Here is a 19,100-nt window from a genome sequence, read left to right on the forward strand (position 1 = left end):
CTTTCCAGTTTTTTGCCTGCTGAGTTGATACATGAGAAAGGGCGCCACAGCGCCCTCTGGTGAGTCTTCATTAGTGGGATGACAGACTACAGGCGGAAGTTGCCAACCAGCTTGTCCAGCTGACCGGAGAGCTGCTGCAGGCTGCGGCTGGACTCGGTCAGCTGGTGGGCTATATCGGCGGTCTCCATGGTGAGCTGGTTGATATCTTCCACGTTGCGGTTGATCTCGCCGACCACGCTCGACTGCTCCTCGGTGGCGGTGGCGACCTGGATGTTCATGTCGTTGATCTGGGTGATGTGGGCGGTGATCTGGCCGAGGGCGGCGTTGGCCTCATCGGCCTGGCTCACCACCTCCAGACTCTGGTTGCGCCCCTGTGCCATGGCGCTGACCGCGCGGGCACTCTGCTCCTGCAAGCGGTTGATCATCCCCTGGATCTCGGCGGTCGAGGCGGCGGAGCGGTTGGCCAGATTGCGCACTTCATCTGCCACCACAGCGAAACCGCGACCCTGTTCACCGGCGCGAGCGGCCTCGATAGCCGCGTTCAGTGCCAGCAGATTGGTCTGCTCCGAGATGCTGCGGATGGTTTCGAGGATACTGCCGATGGAGTCGGTCTGGCTCGCCAGCGATTCGATAACCCCTGCTACCTGCTCAATCTCGCCGGAGAGGTCGACGATGCCGTGGCGCGCCTGCGCCACCACTACCGCACCCGCATCGGCCTGATCGTTGGCCTGTCTGGCTACTTCGGCTGCCAGCGAGGCGTTACCGGCGATCTCGCTCACCGTGGCTCCCATTTCGTGGATAGCGGTGGCCACCTGCACGGTGCGGTCACGCTGGGCAGTACAGTTATGCTGGGTCAGCTGCGCCTTGTTGGCCACCTCGTTGGCGGTGGCGGCGAGCTGGCGGGAGTTCTCTGCTACCTGCTCGATGGAGCCGTGGATCTTGGCGACGAAGTTGTTGAAGCCGGTGGCGACCTGACTCAGCTCGTCACGTCCTTCCACCTTGAGGCGCTGGGTGAGATCCCCATCGCCGCTGCCCAGCTCCTTGAACAGGCGGGCCAGCTCGTTGAGCGGGCGGCTGACCGAGCCTGCCAGCAGCATCCCCATCAGCCCCATAGCCAGCGCAATCACCAGCGAGATCATCAGGATCTCGTTGCGGGTCTGATCCAGCTCGGCATAGATCTCGGCTTCTGGCACCTGGGCCACCAGATACCAGTCGAGCAGCGGGATATAGCTGCTGGCCAGTACCATGGGCTCGCCATTGACTTCAGCGTTGATGACGGCAAAGGGACGTTTGGCCAGCAGGCTACCGGTATCACCGCTGGCGATGCCGCCCAGAGTATCGCGTTCGATGCGGTTGGCCTCGGGGTGGAGCTTCACCTTGCCACTGCCATCGACCATAAAGACGATGCCGCTCTCTTCCAGCCGGAAGTTGGAGACCATGGTCACCATGGTGTCGAGGGATTTGGCAAAGCCCGCCAGCCCGCGCCCGTTGAGCTGCTGGAAGTTGACGAACAGCTTCACCTCGCCGTTGCTCTCGCGGAAGATGCTGAGGGTCATCTCCTTCTGGCTCTTGGTGTAGTCATAGAACCAGGCGTCTTGCGTGGGTGTCAGGTTGCGCAGAAAGCCATCCTGGTTGTAGTAGGCTGCGGTCTGGCGATCGGCGAAGGAGGCGGTCACCAGACCATACTGGTTGGCCACATCCTTGAGCTGGTTGATGAGGATCGGCTCCTGCTCTTTGGGCATGCCCCGATCTACCCAGTCGAGGATGAAGCGGTCGGTGGCCAGTTGGCGGGCGGCCTGGGCGATGCCGTGGAGATCCTGCTCAATCTCCTTGCTGATCCGCTGGGTCAGGTTGGGCAGCTCCTGCTCGAACATCCGGTTTTCGATCAGTTGCTGGGCCGAGCGTTGGCTGAAGTAGCCTACCAGCAGGCAGGAGACGACCACGGCCAGGGTGACCGTGGCCAGTATTTTTTGTTTAAGCGTGAGGGTTGCCAGCATAAAGGTGCTCAAAAGGTTGAGATTGACGACGCTCATATTAGCGGCAGCGCGGCGCTACCCATGAGGCTTGCAGCCCTTTATTTGCGGATTACGTTTGCGCTCACAGGGGCGGCGGCGTGCCCCTTCGCCATGCAGCACAGGCGGGAGGCGGATTGACGGTTGCGCTAACTGCCGGGCCCCTTATAGTAGAGGCCATCCTTGGTGACTGACCCTCTGAATAATATGGAAAATATGATGCGCAGCTTAGGTGCGGGATGGACCCGTCTGCTTTTGGTGATGCTGGCGGCCTGCCCGTTGCTGGCTGTGGCGGCACAGGGGGATCGTCCGAAAATTGCGGTGGTGCTCAGCGGCGGCGGCGCCAAGGGATCGGCCCATATCGGCATCCTCAAGGTGCTGGAGCAGAAACGGATCCCGGTCGACATCATAGTCGGCACCAGCATGGGCTCTTATGTGGCGGGGATGTACGCCATGGGGCTCAGTGCCGAGGAGGTGGAGCGCACCACTCTGGCCATCGACTGGAACAAGGGGTATCAGGACAAGGTTGGCCGCGACGAGCTGTCGCTGCGCAAGAAGCAGCAGAACGAGCAGTATCAGCTGCGCACCGATATCGGGGTGAATGGCGACACCACCCAATTGCCGGACGGTTTCTTCCAGGGCCAATCCATGGCCAGCCTGTTGCGGGGGGCCACCTCCAACCTGCCGGTGCAGGCGAGTTTCGATGATCTCCCCATTCCCTACCGCGCCATGGCGACCGACATGGAGACGGTCACCCCCTTTGTGCTCGATCACGGCAGCCTCGCCAAGGCGATGCAGGCCTCCATGTCCATTCCCGGCGCCCTCAAGCCGGTGGAGTGGGAGGGACACATCCTGGCGGATGGCGGCAGCGTCAACAACATGCCGGTGGATGTCGCCAAGGCGATGGGGGCCGACGTGGTGATCGCGGTGGATATCGGTGCCAAGCTGCGTACCCGTGAGTCCCTCAAGTCAGGGTTGGCGATGATCGACCAGCTCACCACCTACATGACCCAGGTCGGCACCGACAAGCAGAAGGCGCTGATGGGACCGAAGGATATTCTGATCGCCCCCGAGTTTGGCGATATGGGGATCGCCGACTTTGCCCGGATGCCGGAGGGGATCAAGATCGGTGAGACGGCGGCTGACAAGTTGTCGCTGCAACTCGATAAGCTGTCGCTCACCAAGGCGCAGTACAACGCCTATCGCAACCAGAAGCTGAGCCGCCGTGCCGAGCGTAGCGGTCAGCCCGCCTACTTCATCGACAAGGTGGAGATCATCAACAAGTCTCGCCTCTCCGACGAGACGGTGCGCGCCATGCTCAAAGTGCGGCCTGACAAGATCCAGACCAACGAGAGTCTGGAAGCGGGCATTCGCCGCCTCTATGCCCTTGAGTCGTTTGACCGCATCACCTACGAGGTGGAGGAGCGTGACGGGGAGAACGTGCTGCTGGTGGATGCCAGCGAGAAGAACTGGGGGCCGGGCTACCTCAACTTCCAGTTCGGTTTCACCGATGACTTCGAGAACACCTCCAACTACAACGTTGGCATGTCCTACACCCTCACCAACGTCAATGACTGGGGGGCGGAGTGGCTGACCGAGGCGTCGCTGGGCACGGCCAAACATATCAAGACCGACTTCTATACCCCGCTCGAACCCTCCCAGACCTTCTATGGTGAGGCGAGTCTGGCCTATGACCAGACCCTGCGCCGTCTGTTTTTCCCCAATCCGGATCCAGAGGCGGTTTCGATAAGCTATCTCGACTCCGATTACTCCTTCTTCAGCGGTGATCTGGCGGTGGGCTGGAACCGCCAGCCCTGGAGCCGGTTGTCGATGGGGCTGGAGGGACAACTGGGCACGATTGATGTGAAGAACTTCAAGGGGCTGGAGATGGATGCTACGGCGTGGGGCCCCTATGTCCGCTTTGAACACGACAATCTGGATAGCCGCTATTTCCCCTATCAGGGGGTGAAATGGGACATGAAACTGGGCCACTCACACGTCAGTGTGGATGGACTCGAGTCGGCAGATGGCCGCAGTGAAGGCTGGAATTATCAGCTCTCGATGATCAAGCCCTGGTCATGGGACAGGCACAGCCTCAACCTGATCCTCGAAGGGGGCGGCTCGGGCAGTGAAGAGGTGGTGCCGCTGCATATTCAGGATCTGGGCGGACTGTTCCGCCTCTCCGGTTTCCAGCGCTACCAGCTGAGCGGTCGCTACAGCCTGTTTGGTGGCCTGCGTTACATCTATCGGGTGGCAGACAACGACTTCGGTGCCCTCAAGATGCCGCTCTATCTGGGTGGATCTCTGGAGCAGGGCGGGGTCTGGAACAAGGGGGAGGATATCAGTCTGGAGAGCTCGTTTACCGCCGGTTCGCTTTATGTCGGGGTGGAGAGCTTCCTCGGCCCTGTGTTCCTCGGCTACGGCATGGCAGAGGGGGGCAATGACGTCTTCTATCTGCAATTGGGCAGTACGTTCGAATAATGCCGAAATGATGCCAATTTGTTAACTCTTATTGAGGGCGTTCAATTAATTTTCAAAAAATACCAGTCTGTTTAATTGGTTACGATTTTGTGGTGAATAAGTAAACAGGGTTTGGATTTTAATTAGTCGTTAAAACTTATATAGTGGGGAGCACCCTACGGGGTGTCCCGCAAGGACGATCGCCGCGAGCGTGGGCGAACCCCAAAAAAAGACCAAAGAGGAATTAGTCGTGCTTGAAACATACCGTAAACACGTCGCAGAACGTGCCGCCGAGGGCGTGGTTGCCAAACCTCTGGATGCAGAGCAGGTCGCCGCCCTGGTTGAGCTGCTCAAGAACCCGCCCGCTGGCGAAGAAGACTTTCTGAAAGAGCTGTTGTCCTCCCGTATTCCCCCCGGTGTTGATGAAGCGGCCTATGTCAAAGCCGGTTTCCTCACCGCCGTCGCCAAGGGCGAAGCCCACTCTCCCATCCTGACTGCCGCCGAAGCTGTCGAGCTGCTGGGCACCATGCAGGGTGGTTACAACATTCAGCCGCTGATCGACCTGCTGGATCACGCCACTCTAGCGCCGCTTGCCGCCAAGGGGCTCTCCCACACCCTGCTGATGTTTGACTCCTTCCACGACGTGGAAGAGAAGGCCAAGGCGGGCAATGTCCACGCCAAACAGGTGATGCAGTCCTGGGCTGATGCCGAATGGTTCCTCTCCCGCCCGGAGCTGGCCGAGAAGATCACCGTCACCGTGTTCAAGGTGACCGGCGAAACCAACACCGACGACCTCTCTCCGGCACCGGACGCCTGGTCCCGCCCGGACATTCCGCTGCACGCCCTGGCGATGCTGAAAAACGCCCGTCCCGGCATTACTCCGGACAAGGATGGCGCCGTCGGCCCCATCAAGACCATCGATGCCCTGAAAGAGAAAGGCTTCCCGCTTGCCTATGTGGGTGACGTGGTCGGTACCGGTTCTTCCCGTAAATCCGCCACCAACTCGGTGCTCTGGTTTATGGGCGACGACATTCCGTTCGTGCCGAACAAGCGCGCTGGCGGTGTCTGTCTGGGTGGCAAGATTGCCCCGATCTTCTTCAACACCATGGAAGATGCCGGCGCTCTGCCCATCGAAGTGGACGTCTCCAAGCTGGAAATGGGCGATGTGATCGACATCTACCCCTATGCCGGCAAGATCTGCAAACACGGCACCGAACAGGTGCTGGCGCAGTTTGAACTGAAAACCGACGTGCTGATCGACGAAGTGCGCGCCGGTGGCCGTATTCCGCTGATCATCGGTCGTGGTCTGACTGACAAGGCCCGCGAAGCGCTGGGTCTGCCGTTCTCCACCGTATTCCGTCGCCCGCAGCCGGTGGCCGATACCGGTAAAGGCTTCACCCTGGCCCAGAAGATGGTGGGCAAGGCGTGCGGCGTGAAGGGCATTCGCCCGGGCACTTACTGCGAGCCCAAGATGACCACGGTCGGCTCTCAGGACACCACGGGCCCGATGACCCGCGACGAGCTCAAGGATCTGGCCTGCCTCGGCTTCTCCGCCGATCTGACCATGCAGTCCTTCTGCCACACCGCGGCTTATCCCAAGCCCATCGACGTACAGACCCACCACACCCTGCCGGACTTCATCATGAACCGCGGCGGTGTCTCTCTGCGTCCGGGTGACGGCGTCATCCACTCCTGGCTAAACCGCATGCTGCTGCCGGATACCGTGGGTACCGGTGGTGACTCCCACACCCGTTTCCCCATCGGTATCTCCTTCCCGGCGGGCTCCGGTCTGGTGGCGTTCGCCGCCGCTACCGGCGTGATGCCGCTGGATATGCCGGAATCTGTGCTGGTGCGCTTCAAGGGCGAGCTGCAGCCGGGCATCACTCTACGTGATCTGGTTCATGCCATCCCCTACGCCGCCATCCAGAAGGGGTTGCTGACCGTCGAGAAAGCGGGCAAGAAGAACATCTTCTCCGGCCGCATCCTTGAGATCGAAGGTCTGCCGACCCTTAAGGTGGAACAAGCCTTCGAGCTGGCTGACGCCAGCGCCGAGCGCTCCGCTGCCGGTTGCACCATCAAGCTGGATAAAGAGCCGATCATCGAGTATCTGAAGTCCAACATCGTGATGCTGAAATGGATGCTCTCTGAAGGTTACGGTGACGTGCGCACCATCACCCGTCGCATCAAGGGGATGGAAGAGTGGCTGGCCAACCCGACCCTGATGGAAGCGGACAAGGATGCCGAGTACGCCGAAATCATCGAGATCGATCTGGCTACCATCAAGGAGCCGATCCTGTGTGCGCCGAACGATCCGGATGATGCCCGTCTGCTGAGCGACGTGGCTGGTGACAAGATCGACGAGGTGTTCATCGGTTCCTGCATGACCAACATCGGCCACTTCCGCGCCGCCGGCAAACTGCTCGAGAAGTATCAGGGCGAGCTGCCGACACGCATGTGGATCGCGCCACCCACCAAGATGGACAAGGATCAGCTGACCGAAGAGGGCTACTACGGCATCTTCGGCCGGGTCGGTGCCCGCATCGAGATCCCGGGCTGTTCCCTCTGCATGGGCAACCAGGCCCGGGTAGCGGAAGGGGCCTCGGTGGTCTCTACCTCCACCCGTAACTTCCCGAACCGTCTGGGTAAAGGTGCCAACGTCTATCTGGCCTCTGCGGAGCTGGCCGCCGTTGCCGCCATCCTCGGCAAGATCCCGACCGTGGCGGAGTACCTGCAATACGCCAAGGCGCTGGATGCCACTGCGGCAGATACTTACCGCTACCTCAACTTCAACGAGATCGCCTCCTACACCAAGAAGGCCGATGCGGTGATCCTGCAGCAAGCCGTTTAACGGAGTTCTTGCGCGATTTGCGTGATAAGAAGCTAATAATGCCGCGTATTTACGCGGCATTATTTATTTGTGTGTTATTCACCGTCTTTGTTGAAGATTGTTTGCACGATCCTTGCTAGAGAGATCCAACCACCTGTTTGGTGGTTCGTTTTATAAACGCTTTGGGTTATGTTGTTCGGTTATGTGCGGTAATGATGAGGCATCGTTATCGAGGGAAAGTGGATATCTGTTCACTGGGTGCTTGCGTTGGCAGGCCTGACGAATTGCGGCGTGGTTCTTTATGTTTCTGTTCAGGATCGATCTTTCCCGAACCGGGTTACGTTTCGGCGGTGCCTTGCTGGTCTTTACCCTGCCGCTGCTGGTGGGAGGTTGGCTCATCCACAGCAATTATGTGCAGGAGCTGAAAGCGGAATCCAGCGCCTCGGCCCACAAGGCCAGAGCCCTGATGGAGTCGATGCTGGATCATGCGGAGCAGGCCAACCGCTCTGTGCTGCCTCTGGTGAATGCTCCCTGTCGCGACAACCTGCTGGTGCTGCGCAAGAAGGTCGCCCTCGAGCCCTTCCTGCGTTCGGTTAATCTGGTGCGAAACGGCATCATCAATTGCACTTCGCTGTTTGGTGAGGCCAATGATGCCGATGATGGCTCCATCTACACCGGCCGCAAGCTGCTGCTGATGAGTGGCAACCGGGTGCGGCAGAATCACCCGCTGCTGGTGGTGCGCACCGAACAGGGCAAGGATGCCGCCTTGAGTGCCATCGACAGTACCCAGCTCAGCTTCATGCTCACCATGAGCGGAAAATCCAGTGCGCTCTATCTGCAGGTGGGGTCGGCCTGGCTTGATGAGGCTGGCCGCTATCTGAGTGAGGCACCCACCCTCCATCGCGGGATCAGCCAGGCCCTCACCTCATCCCATTATCCTTTCACCATCCATGCCGGTTATGTCATGCCGGTCTACTGGAAGTCGCTGTGGGCCGCGCGGCATGTGGCGCTGTCGTGGCTGGCGGTATCCTCTCTTTTGCTGGCCTGGCTGGTGTGGTGGGTGCTGGGGCGTCCCGGCTCGCCAACAGATGAATTGCGACGCGCCCTGCGGGCCAGGGAGTTTGTTCCCTATCTGCAGCCGCTGATTGCCAGCCACGACGGCAAGATGATGGGCGCCGAAGTGCTGATGCGCTGGGAGCATGTCAATGAAGGGGTGATCCGACCCGATCTCTTTATTCCGCAAGCGGAGGAGTCGGGACTGATCGTCCCCATGACCACCCATATCATGAAGCAGGTGGCGACACGGTTGAACCGCTCTCAGGAGCAGTTGCCCGATGGGTTTCATATCAGCTTCAACATCAGCGCCGCCCATTGCCACGATTTTGCCCTGCTGGCCGAGTGTCGCGCCTTCCTCGGCCACTTCGTCCCCGGCAAGGTGGTACTGGTGCTGGAGCTGACCGAGCGGGAGTTGTTGATGTCAGATCCCCAGACCCTCTCCCTGTTCCGCCAGCTGGATGAGATGGGGGTCAAACTTGCCATCGACGACTTTGGCACCGGCCACTCCAGCCTGGCTTACCTGCAGCAGTTCCATGTGGATTACCTCAAGATCGACAAATCCTTTATCGCCCGCATCGGTACCGAGTCGCTCTCGGAACATATCGTGGACAACGTGATCGACCTGGCGACTCGGCTCGGTCTGGCGCTGGTGGCGGAAGGGGTGGAGAGCGAGCGTCAGGCTGACTACCTCAGGGCCAAAGGGGTCGACTATCTGCAGGGTTACCTGTTTGCCCGCCCCATGCCGCTGCGCCAGTTCTGCGAGGAGCTGCAGGTTGGCGAGACTCTCCTCTTGTCTTCGGCTCCGGTGACCGAGGGCTCAGGCGCCAGCGCCTGAACCTCGCCATCGGGCGAGCTGGGTGTGGTTGTTTAGTAATCCATGTGGTTGATCTTTGCTCGCATTAGGCCTCGGTTCAGCAACGTTTGTTATATTGGGGCGCCATGTTTGCTGTATGGTGCCTTTAATGTCTATGACATTGCCAAACTTGGATTTTTCCCGCCCCTGGCTTCGCTTGGGTTGTTCCTTGCTGCTGTTTGGTCTGCCTTTTGCGCTGGGTCTCTGGCTGTTGTACTGCAGCCATGTACAGACGTTGGAGCGTCAGTCTGAGGAGTCCGCCAGACAAGCGGTCTCACTGATGGAAACCATGCTGGCACATGCAGAGAAGGCCAATCAGGCGATCTTTCCTTTCCTCGGCAAATCGTGCGATCGGGCCCTGTTTACCCTGCGGGAGCAGGTAGCCATAGTGCCCTTCGTACGTACCGTCAATCTGGCGGGGGAGGAGGAAGTTTACTGCAACTCTTTGTTTGGCCCTATCCAGTGGCCAGACCAGCGTGACAACTACGTTGACGGGCGTCTGCGTCTGGTCTCGGGGAGCCAGGTTAGGCCTGATCACCCCTTGCTGATCCTGCGGGACAATGGCGACAAAGGGGCGGCAGTCAGTACCATAGATGGCGAGTACCTGCGCTTCATGATGGTGATCAGTGGCCGTCCTTGCAAACTGTTACTCCATGTGGGAAGTCAGTGGCTGAATGATGAGGGAGTGTTGACTGAGCAAGCAGTGGCACTCCCCGCCTTGGCTAGTCACGAGATCCCCTCTGCCCGTTATCCGCTCTCTATCTATGCCGGATACGAGATTCCCTCGCTCTGGTACTCCCTGTGGAAGGATAGACGGTGGAGTACGACTCTCCTGGCGAGCATCTCTCTGGGCTTTTCCATCCTGATCTGGTGGCTGCTGGGGAGGCCTCGTTCACCTGTCAGCGAGTTGGAACGAGGTCTTCGAAACCGGGAGTTCGTGCCCTATCTGCAACCCCTCGTCGCGTCGGATGGTCAGAAAGTGATGGGCGCCGAGGTATTGATGCGCTGGCAACATCCGTCGGCCGGGTTGATCCGTCCCGATCTCTTCATCCCCCAGGCGGAGGCGAGCGGCCTCATCGTACCGATGACGACCCTGATCATGGAAGAGGTTGCAAGGGAGCTGGGTACGGATCGGGCTCTGGTACCCCATGGATTTCACATCAGCTTCAATATCAGTGCCGCCCATTGTCGTGAGGTTGGCTTGTTGGGCGAATGCCGACGATTTCTCGACCATTTTGCGCCAGGTCAGGTGGTACTGGTGCTGGAGCTGACCGAGCGGGAGTTGTTGATGTCAGATCCCCAGACCCTCTCCCTGTTCCGCCAGCTGGACGAGATGGGGGTCAAACTCGCCATCGACGACTTTGGCACCGGCCACTCCAGCTTGGCTTACCTGCAGCAGTTTCATGTGGATTACCTCAAGATCGACAAATCCTTTATCGCCCGCATCGGTACCGAGTCGCTCTCGGAACATATCGTGGACAACGTGATCGATCTGGCGACCCGGCTTGGTCTGGCGCTGGTGGCGGAAGGGGTGGAGAGCGAGCGTCAGGCTGACTACCTCAGGGCCAAAGGGGTCGATTATCTGCAGGGGTACCTGTTTGCCCGCCCCATGCCGCTGCGCCAGTTCTGCGAGGAGCTGCTGCCGAAAGAGGCACAAACCCGGCAGCCAGATGGGGTGCGAGGCATCCCGAACGCCACCTGATCTATCGGTGACAGACGGGCGGCCACGCTCCTGTCTGGCAGGGTAAGGGAGTGCTCTCTCCCTATCCCCCCTCGAGTGCAGGGGCTTGTTTTCCATGCCTTGTGGCTCGCTTTTCGGTAGAATCGGCGCTCATTTTGACGTCAGTAAAAGATGAGGCGCGGTATGACGGTTCAGTTCCAGGCATTTCACAGCATCAAGGCGATCGGTAATCGGGAGGTGCTGTTCAACTGGTCGAGAACCAATCCCCTCGGGGCGCTGGATCAGGTATGGCGCCCGAAAACCCGCGACGAGTTGCAAGCGCTGCTGCGGGAACATCCCGAGCGCAAGCTGCGCCTTATCGGCTCCGGCCTCTCTTTCGAACCCATTCACAGCGTCTATGCCGAGGGCAGTCAGGCGCTGCTGGTTGACTTGCACCACCTGCGCGGCCAGCTGGCGAAAACTGCGGATGCCGTGACCTATCAGGCGGGGACGCCGCTCGATACCGTTTATGCCGAGCTGATCGCCATGGAGCGGATGCTGCCCGTATCCCCCGGTGTCATCGGCATCCAGACTCTGGGCGGCGCCCTCAGCACCGGCACCCACGGTCAGGGGCTGCACCAGTCTGCCCTCTGCGATGCGGTGGAGGCGATGACGGTGATGCTGGCCAATGGCGATATCATCCGGGTGGATCGCACCGATCCGCGCTTCGGCGCCTTCGTGATGGGGATGGGGATGCTCGGCATCCTGCTCGACGTCACCCTGCGTACCGTACCGAACCGCATCATGCGCTGCACCAAGTTCACCACCGACTACCCCTTCCTGTTGGAGCACAACGAGCGGCTCAACCGCGAGCACGCCTTCGTGAAGAGCTGGTGGTTTGCCTGGACCGGCGAGAGTCACATCTGGCTGGTGGATCCCGCCTCCGAGGAGGAGGTTGCCCGTTACCGCGCTGGCGGCAGCGAGCCGCTGCTGCTGGATGGCGATATCGACGCCCGCATGAACGCCACCATTGACGCCACCCTGCAGAAGATGGCGAAAGACACCAAGGATGAGGCGCTGGCCGGTGAGCACTTCGAGACAGTACGCCGCTTCAAGGATGCCTCCGATCTGGTGGGCAACGTCTACCAGATCCTCTGCAAGGGTATCCCGGCCCCCCAGATCAACTGCGAGGTGGCGGTACCGCTGCATCGGATGAACGAGGCGCTGGAGACCCTGCAGGCTTGGCAGCAGGCCAATCCGGGCGTGCTGCACTACCCCTTTATCCTGCGTTGTACCGGCCCTTCCGAGGCCTGGCTCAGCGCCGCTTATGGCCAGTCGGTCTGCTGGATCGGTTTTCTGGTCTATCTGGCAGCGGACGGCACCTTCGTCAATGGCTCCATGGAGCAGATGCGCGAGCTGCAGCAACTGCTGGTGCCGCTCGGCGGCATCCCCCATTTCGGCAAGCATCTGGCGATGGATCTCTACGACTTCCCGGCCCTGCTGCCGCGCTGGAACGACTTCGTGGCTTTGCAGCGTGAACTCGACCCGCATGGCCGCTTTGAAAACCGCTGGCTCAGCGACCTGTTTGCCAACCGGTAAGGATCTGACATGACCGATATGCAAGATACCCGTATCCCTGTGACCCTGCTGACCGGCTTTCTCGGCAGCGGCAAGACAACGCTGCTCAACCACTGGGTCAAGCAGCCGGAGCTTGGTGAGTGCGCCGTGCTAATCAACGAGTTCGGCTCGGTGGGGCTGGATCACCATCTGGTGCAGCAGGTGGATGAGCAGGTGATACTGCTCGACTCCGGCTGCATCTGCTGCTCGGTGCAGGGCTCTCTGGTGGAGGCGCTGCAGGGGCTGTTTATGAAGGCCATCCAGCGCAAGATCAAACCGTTCAAGCGGCTGATTATCGAGACCACCGGTCTGGCAGATCCGGCCCCCGTGCTCTTCACGTTGAGGGAAGAGGGCTTTATCGCCCAGCGCTACCGCTTCGATGGCACCGTCACCGTAGTGGATGCCGGCCATATCGAGCAGCAGCTGGCGGCTCAATATGAAGCGGTGAAACAGGTGGCGCTGGCGGATCTGCTGGTGGTGAGCAAGGGGGATCTGGTGGATGGCGAGCAGCTGGCGCGGGTCGAAGCCCAGCTGGCGGCCCTCAACCCGGCGGCCCCGATCCAGCAGGTGACCAATGGCGAACTGTCGCCAGCGGTGCTGGAGAAGCTGGGCGCCTACAACGAAGCGGCCGGGCGCGATGTGCGCCAGCTGCTGGCATGGCTGCGCACCGAATCCCCCAAGCAGGGGCTGGCCTCGCCGATGCAGCCGAAGATGAAGCCGTTCGCCGCCAAGGTGGGCACGGCGGCGCCCACCCACTTCGAGCATGGCAACATCGAGAGTTTCTCTCTTCGCATCGGCGAGCCGCTCAAGCCCTCTCGTCTGCTGGCTGCCATCGATGCGGTGCAGGCCCAATATGGCGATGCCCTGCTGCGCCTCAAGGGGATATTGCAGCTGGAAGGGGAGAGCCAGCCTGTGGTGATCCACGGTGTCCACGGCCAGCTCTATCCGCTGCAGGCGCTGGGCGACTGGCCGGAGGGCAAGGCCCAGTCCCGACTGGTGTTTATCGTGAAAAGTCAGGACAAGGCCGGGATAGAGCGGCTCTTCCTTGATACGCTCAAGGCCCCCGAGCCCACTCTGGAAGAGCGGCTCAAGGCCATGCTTGGCCAGCCGGATGCATGATGTCTGACATGACCCGCCCGTAACAACGAGAGCGGGTCTTTTTATTCCTGAAGTGGAGGTGGTCTGTTATGGCGGAAGTTTCACTCGGGGTGACCCCGGCCCAGCGCAAGTGGCTGCCCCTGCTGGCGGCGGTCGGTTTCTTTATGCAGGCGCTGGATGGCACCATTCTCAACACCGCCCTGCCCAGCATGGCCGAGACCTTGGGAGAGAGCCCGCTGCAGATGCAGTCGGTGATCATTGCCTACATGTTGACGGTGGCGTTGCTGATCCCGGCCTCTGGCTGGCTGGCAGACAGATTCGGTACCCGCCGCATCTATCTGGCCGCCATCTCGCTCTTTACCCTCGGCTCGCTCGCCTGTGCCGCCTCCAATTCCCTCTCCATGCTGGTGGCCGCCCGTGTGCTTCAGGGGATTGGCGGTGCGCTGCTGATGCCTGTCGGACGGTTGGCGGTGCTGCGGGTCTATGACAAGCACGAGCTGCTGCGGGTGATGTCGTTTGTCACCATCCCTGGGCTGCTCGGCCCGCTGATGGGGCCGGCACTCGGTGGCTGGCTGGTGGAAGTGGCGAGCTGGCACTGGGTGTTTCTCATCAACCTGCCGGTGGGGTTGCTCGGCTTTATTGCCAGTTGGCACTTTATGCCGGAGCTGCGGCAGCAGACCGCCCGGTTCGACTGGCAGGGCTTTGTGATGTTCAGCGTTGGCATGGTGCTGGTGTCGGTCGGCTTGCAGGGGCTGGGGGAGCACAGCATCTCCACCGGTTGGGCGCTGTTTGCACTGATCTTCGGCTTGGCGGCGATGGCGAGCTACTGGCTCTATGCTGCCAATGCACCGCAGCCGCTCTTTAGCCTGAGCCTGTTCAAGACCACCACCTTTGCCATCGGCATCTGGGGTAACCTGTTTGCCCGCCTCGGCAGCGGCGCCATGCCCTTCCTCACCCCGCTGTTTCTCCAGCTGGGGCTCGGTTTCTCCCCGAGCAAGGCGGGGATGACCATGATCCCCACCGTGATTGGCGCCATGCTGACCAAGACGCTGGTGAACAAGCTGATTCCAAAAGTGGGCTATCGCCGCATTCTGATCGGCAACACCCTGTTGCTGGGGGCGATGATCGCCAGCTTCTACTTTATCGACAACCAGCTCCCCTACGGGGTCTTGCTGGGCTGGCTGGCGATCTTCGGTGCCATCAACTCGCTGCAGTTCTCCGCCATGAACACTCTCACGCTGCAAGATCTCAGCCCGACCCTGGCCAGCAGTGGCAACGGTCTGCTCTCGGTGGTGATGCAGCTCTCCATGAGTTTGGGGGTGGCGATTGCCGCCAGCCTGCTCGGGCTCTTCTCGGCGGGCACCTCAGCGGGCACCTTAGTGGCCGAGGGTCAGTGGCTGGCCGGGTTCCACCTTACCTACCTCTGTGTCGGGTTGCTCTCCATGCTGGCTGCGCTGATCTTCGCCCAGCTGGCGCGCGATGGGGCTACGCCGTCGGCGCGGGCAGATAGCTGACCTCGCAGGGAAGCTGCGCCAGCACTTCGGCCAGATGCTCGGTCGCCAGCAGAAAGGTCTGCTCCGGGTGGCCCGGAGTCCAGGTGAAGGCGGTGTGGTTGAGCAGTTGCGGGTCCACCAGTAGCGGAATATCGGCGCGCGGCAGGAAGGGGCAGACCGCCCCCGGCAGGCAGCCGATCTCCGCCTGCATCTCTTCAGCGGTGCAGATGGAGGGCTTGGCACCGAGTGCGGCCTTGACCGCCTTGTTGTCGAGCCGCCCGTCCCTGTGGGTCAGCAGCAGGGCGAAGCGGCCATCCTTGAATTTGAGAAACAGGGTCTTGCTGAACTCAGCCTGCCAGCCGAGGCGGGCCTTGACCTTTTCATCGGTGGCGTAGTCGAGGATGGGTTCATGCTCATAGCGCTGGTGGGGCAGTTCGGCCAGCAGCTGGCAGTTGAAGTGGTGAATGGTATCGAGTGGCATGGGGTTCTCCTGTAGTGGGCGCTATCCTGCCAGCCTCGCAGGGTCAGGCCCAATGACACTTTCTTATCCGTGATAAGCAACCCTGTCCGTGCAAACAACAAGGGCGCCGTGAGGCGCCCTTGCGGATCAGTGATGCTGCAATTCGCACGCTTCCCAGTGAAAGGGAATGGGGCACAGCTGCTGGGAGTCCTTGTCATAGGCTTGCCACAGCTCGCCCATGGTGCGGCCATCGACGGGGTGGCGCAGTTTGGGGGCCAGCTCGGCCAGCGGCCACAGCACGAAGGCGTTGGTGAGCACTTCACCGCGCGGCAGCACCAGCGGGGTGTCGCAGACCAGATCGCCATAGAGCAGCAGATCGAGGTCCAGGGTGCGCGGGGCGAACTTCTTGGCATCCGGCTCGCGGCCGTGGGCGAACTCCATGGCCCGCAGTCGCTGGCAGACGGTGGCCAGTGGCAGATCGGTCTCGGCCGCCGCCACCAGGTTGTAGAAGGGGCGGCCGTTGAAGCCGACCGCCTCACTCTCGAATACCCGGGAGACCCGCAGCTCGCCAAATTCGGCGTGCAGGGCATCTAGCCCGGCGCGAATATGGCGATCCCGCTCGATGTTGGAGCCGAGGCTGATATAGATGGTGGTCATCAGTTGCTGCTCGCGGCTGGCGTGCGATGGCGCAGGATCTCGACGCCGACCCCGGCGGCATTGGGCACGGCGCCCGGCTTGGTGAGGGTGACCTTGACCCACTGCACCCGCTCGTCGGCGAGCACCAGCATGGCAACCTGCTCGGCCATGGTCTCGACCAGCTCGACGACCTTGCCGCTGACATGCTCGCAAATCTTGTTGGAGAGGTCGGCATAATCCAGTGCCAGATTGATGTCGTCGGTTGCTGCCGCGGGGCGGTTGTCGAACCCCATCTCGAGGTCAAAACGGAGCTTTTGGCGAATGCCCTTCTCCCACTCATATACACCTATGGTGGTCAAAACTTCGAGTCCGCGAATAAACACCTTGTCCATGACTGTACTTCTTCTTTACTCTTGATGGGCTGTGATGACAGCGCAGGGATGCTGGCCGGGCAACAGGCTTGCCGAGGCGCTCTGGGTGGGCATGGGCCCATGCCAGCGTATGTGGCCCGCATCATACCCCATTCATATCGTGGTAAAAACGACCAAGATGACGGCCCTGACGATTTTGATGATTATTCTGGCCTACCTGGGTGGTTCACTATCCAGTGCTGTGCTGGTCTCCCGCTGCACCGGTCTGCCCGACCCGCGGGATCATGGCTCCCACAATCCGGGGGCAACCAATGTGCTGCGCCTCGGTGGCCGGATGGCGGCGCTGGTGGTGCTGTTGCTCGATGTGCTCAAGGGGACTGTGCCCGTCTATCTCGCCTGGTATCTGCAGATCAAACCCGTCTACCTCGGCTTTATCGGGGTCGCCGCCTGCCTCGGCCATATGTACCCCATCTTCTTTCATTTTCGCGGTGGCAAAGGGGTCGCCACGGCACTGGGGACCATGATGCCCATCGGCTTTACCATGGGGGGCGCCGTGATTGGCACCTGGCTGCTGGTGCTGCTGGTGAGTGGCTACTCCTCGCTGGCCTCCATCATTACCGTGCTGCTGACGCCGCTCTTTACCTACCTGCTCAAACCTGAATATACCCTGCCAGTCTCCCTGCTCTCCTGCCTCATTCTGATCCGCCATCACGAGAACATCTCCCGCCTGCTCAAGGGGGAGGAACCCAGAGTCTGGGGGCGAAAAGGCGCGGGCTGTGCCGAAGAAGTGGCAGAAGGACGATGTTGCGCAAAAAAGAGACGAACGAGACAAAAAGTGAAATTTCCCGTTGACCATCCGCCTTAAAATCCGTTTAATAGCGCCCACGCCCAGATAGCTCAGTCGGTAGAGCAGGGGATTGAAAATCCCCGTGTCGGCGGTTCGATTCCGTCTCTGGGCACCAATTTTAGTGCCATGAAATAAAAAATTTGTTCATGCACAATGGTTTAAAGTGTGCCGGCTTAGCTCAGTAGGTAGAGCAACTGACTTGTAATCAGTAGGTCACCAGTTCGATTCCGGTAGCCGGCACCATTTGCCCAGATAGCTCAGTCGGTAGAGCAGGGGATTGAAAATCCCCGTGTCGGCGGTTCGATTCCGTCTCTGGGCACCAATTACAATTCCTCCTTAGTTCAGTCGGTAGAACGGCGGACTGTTAATCCGTATGTCACTGGTTCAAGTCCAGTAGGAGGAGCCAATTCAAAAAGCCCTTGTCGCAAGACAAGGGCTTTTTTCTATTTGGCGCAGCCATTTTTTAACCATAAAAACAACCACACACGCACAGATGAACCGCAGGATAGATATGGAAAATCATGTAGTTATAGAATCAAAGGGGCGACTTGCCGCCATTCGAAACTGGATGGAACCCGTGCTGGTGCTGCTTATTCTCGGCAGCCTGTTCGGTTACCTCGGCAGCCAGATGGGCCTCTCTGCCATGGTCAACACCCTGTTCAATACCGCCCACCAGCTGCTGCTCAATACCGTGCTCTTTATTATGGGGATCACCGTGCTCTCAGGTGCCCTGAGCCAGCTCTTGAGCGAGTTCGGGGTGATCCGTCTGCTGGAGGTGCTGCTGGCCCCCCTGATGAAGCCGGTGTTTCGTCTGCCCGGTCGCACCGCACTGGCGGCCCTGATGACCTTCTTCTCCGACAACCCGGCGGTGATCAGCCTCGCCAAGGACAGCCGCTTTCGCAAAGGCTTCACTCCGTGGCAACTGGTGTCGCTCACCAACTTCGGCACCGCCTTCGGCATGGGGCTGATCGTGGTCACCTTTATGGCCACCTTGCAGCTGCCGAGCGGTGAATCCACTGCCAGCGCGGCGCTGATCGGGCTGCTCGGCGCACTGGTTGGCTCGGTGGTCTCTACCCGACTGATGCAGCGGATGATCCGCCCCTTGGTGGGGGAAGTGCTGATCGATGACCAGCCTGCGGGCAACGGCCCCAAGGTGGGAGTGACCAAAGAGGCGGCTCCCGGCTGGCTGCGGATCCTCAACTCTCTGCTCGATGGCGGCAAATCCGGTGTGGAGCTGGGGATGGCGGTGATCCCCGGGGTGCTGATCATCAGTACCTTCGTGATGCTGCTCACCTTTGGCCCGGGCGACAAGGACTATACCGGCGAAGCGTTTCAGGGGGTAGCCCTGCTGCCAGTGCTGGCCGCCAAGGTGAGCTGGCTGTTTGACCTGCTGTTTGGCTTCCAGCAGCCGGAGCTGGTCGCCTTCCCGGCTACCTCCCTCGGTGCTGTCGGCGCCGCTATGTCGCTGGTGCCCCCCTTTATCGCCAAAGGGTGGATCACCGGTAACGAGGTCGCGGTGTTTACCTCCATGGGGATGTGCTGGAGCGGCTTTTTGAGCACCCACACCGCCATGCTCGATGCCCTCGGCTATCGCCACCTCACCTCCCGCGCCATCGTTGCCCACACCATCGGCGGCCTGTGCGCCGGTGTGGCGGCTCACCAGCTTTATATGCTGCTGGGCTGAGTCGGGTTCAGGCACGGATATAAAAA

At 60.5% G+C, this 19,100-nt stretch carries 12 protein-coding genes, 4 tRNA genes and 1 pseudogene; 13 read left to right on the forward strand and 4 right to left on the reverse strand.

Features of this window, described 5'->3' with window-relative positions; genetic code table 11:
- Positions 1 to 86: 86 nt before the first annotated feature.
- Positions 87 to 1,997, reverse strand: coding sequence for a methyl-accepting chemotaxis protein (locus tag ACTG1P_RS15420; protein WP_139474352.1), 1,911 nt, complete (start codon positions 1,995 to 1,997; stop codon positions 87 to 89).
- 234 nt (positions 1,998 to 2,231) lie between these two features.
- Here ACTG1P_RS15420 and ACTG1P_RS15425 point away from each other — a divergent pair, with 234 nt between their 5' ends.
- From ACTG1P_RS15425 to mdtD, 7 genes are all read left to right on the forward strand, one after another.
- On the forward strand, positions 2,232 to 4,493 hold the full coding sequence (locus tag ACTG1P_RS15425) for a patatin-like phospholipase family protein (RefSeq protein ID WP_440001643.1): 2,262 nt from the start codon (positions 2,232 to 2,234) through the stop codon (positions 4,491 to 4,493).
- 229 nt (positions 4,494 to 4,722) lie between these two features.
- Positions 4,723 to 7,320 (forward strand): bifunctional aconitate hydratase 2/2-methylisocitrate dehydratase, encoded by a 2,598-nt coding sequence (gene acnB / locus ACTG1P_RS15430; RefSeq protein ID WP_005355080.1) that lies wholly within the window; start codon positions 4,723 to 4,725, stop codon positions 7,318 to 7,320.
- Positions 7,321 to 7,600: 280 nt separating this feature from the next.
- Positions 7,601 to 9,190, forward strand: coding sequence for an EAL domain-containing protein (locus ACTG1P_RS15435; RefSeq protein WP_440001644.1), 1,590 nt, complete (start codon positions 7,601 to 7,603; stop codon positions 9,188 to 9,190).
- 127 nt (positions 9,191 to 9,317) lie between these two features.
- Positions 9,318 to 10,910: an EAL domain-containing protein gene (locus ACTG1P_RS15440; RefSeq protein WP_440001645.1), complete on the forward strand. Its 1,593-nt coding sequence runs from the start codon at positions 9,318 to 9,320 to the stop codon at positions 10,908 to 10,910.
- 162 nt (positions 10,911 to 11,072) lie between these two features.
- Positions 11,073 to 12,467, forward strand: a complete 1,395-nt coding sequence (locus tag ACTG1P_RS15445; protein WP_440001646.1) for a D-arabinono-1,4-lactone oxidase — start codon at positions 11,073 to 11,075, stop codon at positions 12,465 to 12,467.
- A gap of 9 nt (positions 12,468 to 12,476) precedes the next feature.
- Positions 12,477 to 13,604: a CobW family GTP-binding protein gene (locus ACTG1P_RS15450; protein ID WP_440001647.1), complete on the forward strand. Its 1,128-nt coding sequence runs from the start codon at positions 12,477 to 12,479 to the stop codon at positions 13,602 to 13,604.
- Positions 13,605 to 13,672: 68 nt separating this feature from the next.
- The gene (gene mdtD, locus ACTG1P_RS15455) at positions 13,673 to 15,097 is read left to right on the forward strand and encodes a multidrug transporter subunit MdtD (RefSeq protein WP_440001648.1); all 1,425 of its coding nucleotides are present in this window, start codon (positions 13,673 to 13,675) and stop codon (positions 15,095 to 15,097) included.
- Here the strand turns inward: mdtD and ACTG1P_RS15460 are convergent.
- The 3 genes from ACTG1P_RS15460 to folB form a co-directional block, all read right to left on the reverse strand.
- Positions 15,069 to 15,557 carry a YbaK/EbsC family protein gene (locus ACTG1P_RS15460; protein ID WP_005336108.1) on the reverse strand — a complete coding sequence of 163 codons (489 nt, stop codon included), beginning with the start codon at positions 15,555 to 15,557 and terminating at the stop codon, positions 15,069 to 15,071. The genes mdtD and ACTG1P_RS15460 overlap by 29 nt on opposite strands.
- A 126-nt stretch (positions 15,558 to 15,683) precedes the next feature.
- The gene (gene folK, locus ACTG1P_RS15465) at positions 15,684 to 16,193 is read right to left on the reverse strand and encodes a 2-amino-4-hydroxy-6-hydroxymethyldihydropteridine diphosphokinase (RefSeq protein WP_440001649.1); all 510 of its coding nucleotides are present in this window, start codon (positions 16,191 to 16,193) and stop codon (positions 15,684 to 15,686) included.
- Positions 16,193 to 16,564, reverse strand: coding sequence for a dihydroneopterin aldolase (gene folB, locus ACTG1P_RS15470; RefSeq protein WP_005355064.1), 372 nt, complete (start codon positions 16,562 to 16,564; stop codon positions 16,193 to 16,195). Before folB ends, folK begins: the two co-directional genes overlap by 1 nt.
- 157 nt (positions 16,565 to 16,721) lie before the next feature.
- Here folB and plsY point away from each other — a divergent pair.
- The 6 genes and pseudogenes from plsY (at position 16,722) to ACTG1P_RS15500 (ending at position 19,074) form a co-directional block, all read left to right on the forward strand.
- A pseudogene (gene plsY / locus ACTG1P_RS15475) lies at positions 16,722 to 17,382 on the forward strand (glycerol-3-phosphate 1-O-acyltransferase PlsY).
- A gap of 47 nt (positions 17,383 to 17,429) precedes the next feature.
- Positions 17,430 to 17,505 (forward strand) — tRNA-Phe (locus tag ACTG1P_RS15480).
- A 52-nt stretch (positions 17,506 to 17,557) separates the two neighbouring features.
- Positions 17,558 to 17,633: transfer RNA gene (locus ACTG1P_RS15485), tRNA-Thr, on the forward strand.
- A gap of 3 nt (positions 17,634 to 17,636) precedes the next feature.
- Positions 17,637 to 17,712: transfer RNA gene (locus ACTG1P_RS15490), tRNA-Phe, on the forward strand.
- Positions 17,713 to 17,720: 8 nt separating this feature from the next.
- Positions 17,721 to 17,796: transfer RNA gene (locus ACTG1P_RS15495), tRNA-Asn, on the forward strand.
- Positions 17,797 to 17,901: 105 nt separating this feature from the next.
- Positions 17,902 to 19,074: a CD0519/CD1768 family membrane protein gene (locus ACTG1P_RS15500; protein ID WP_440001650.1), complete on the forward strand. Its 1,173-nt coding sequence runs from the start codon at positions 17,902 to 17,904 to the stop codon at positions 19,072 to 19,074.
- Positions 19,075 to 19,100: the final 26 nt, after the last annotated feature.

The sequence above is a fragment of the Aeromonas sp. 11P genome (assembly GCF_051920165.1).
GTDB classification, from domain to species: Bacteria; Pseudomonadota; Gammaproteobacteria; order Enterobacterales; family Aeromonadaceae; genus Aeromonas; species Aeromonas veronii.

Coding starts and splice junctions, on each gene's coding strand:
- ACTG1P_RS15420 (WP_139474352.1), bottom strand. CDS start 1,997: ATGCTGGCAACCCTCACGCTTAAACAAAAAATACTGGCCACGGTCACC.
- ACTG1P_RS15425 (WP_440001643.1), top strand. CDS start 2,232: ATGCGCAGCTTAGGTGCGGGATGGACCCGTCTGCTTTTGGTGATGCTG.
- ACTG1P_RS15435 (WP_440001644.1), top strand. CDS start 7,601: ATGTTTCTGTTCAGGATCGATCTTTCCCGAACCGGGTTACGTTTCGGC.
- ACTG1P_RS15440 (WP_440001645.1), top strand. CDS start 9,318: ATGTCTATGACATTGCCAAACTTGGATTTTTCCCGCCCCTGGCTTCGC.
- ACTG1P_RS15445 (WP_440001646.1), top strand. CDS start 11,073: ATGACGGTTCAGTTCCAGGCATTTCACAGCATCAAGGCGATCGGTAAT.
- ACTG1P_RS15450 (WP_440001647.1), top strand. CDS start 12,477: ATGACCGATATGCAAGATACCCGTATCCCTGTGACCCTGCTGACCGGC.
- mdtD (WP_440001648.1), top strand. CDS start 13,673: ATGGCGGAAGTTTCACTCGGGGTGACCCCGGCCCAGCGCAAGTGGCTG.
- ACTG1P_RS15460 (WP_005336108.1), bottom strand. CDS start 15,557: ATGCCACTCGATACCATTCACCACTTCAACTGCCAGCTGCTGGCCGAA.
- folK (WP_440001649.1), bottom strand. CDS start 16,193: ATGACCACCATCTATATCAGCCTCGGCTCCAACATCGAGCGGGATCGC.
- folB (WP_005355064.1), bottom strand. CDS start 16,564: ATGGACAAGGTGTTTATTCGCGGACTCGAAGTTTTGACCACCATAGGT.
- ACTG1P_RS15500 (WP_440001650.1), top strand. CDS start 17,902: ATGGAAAATCATGTAGTTATAGAATCAAAGGGGCGACTTGCCGCCATT.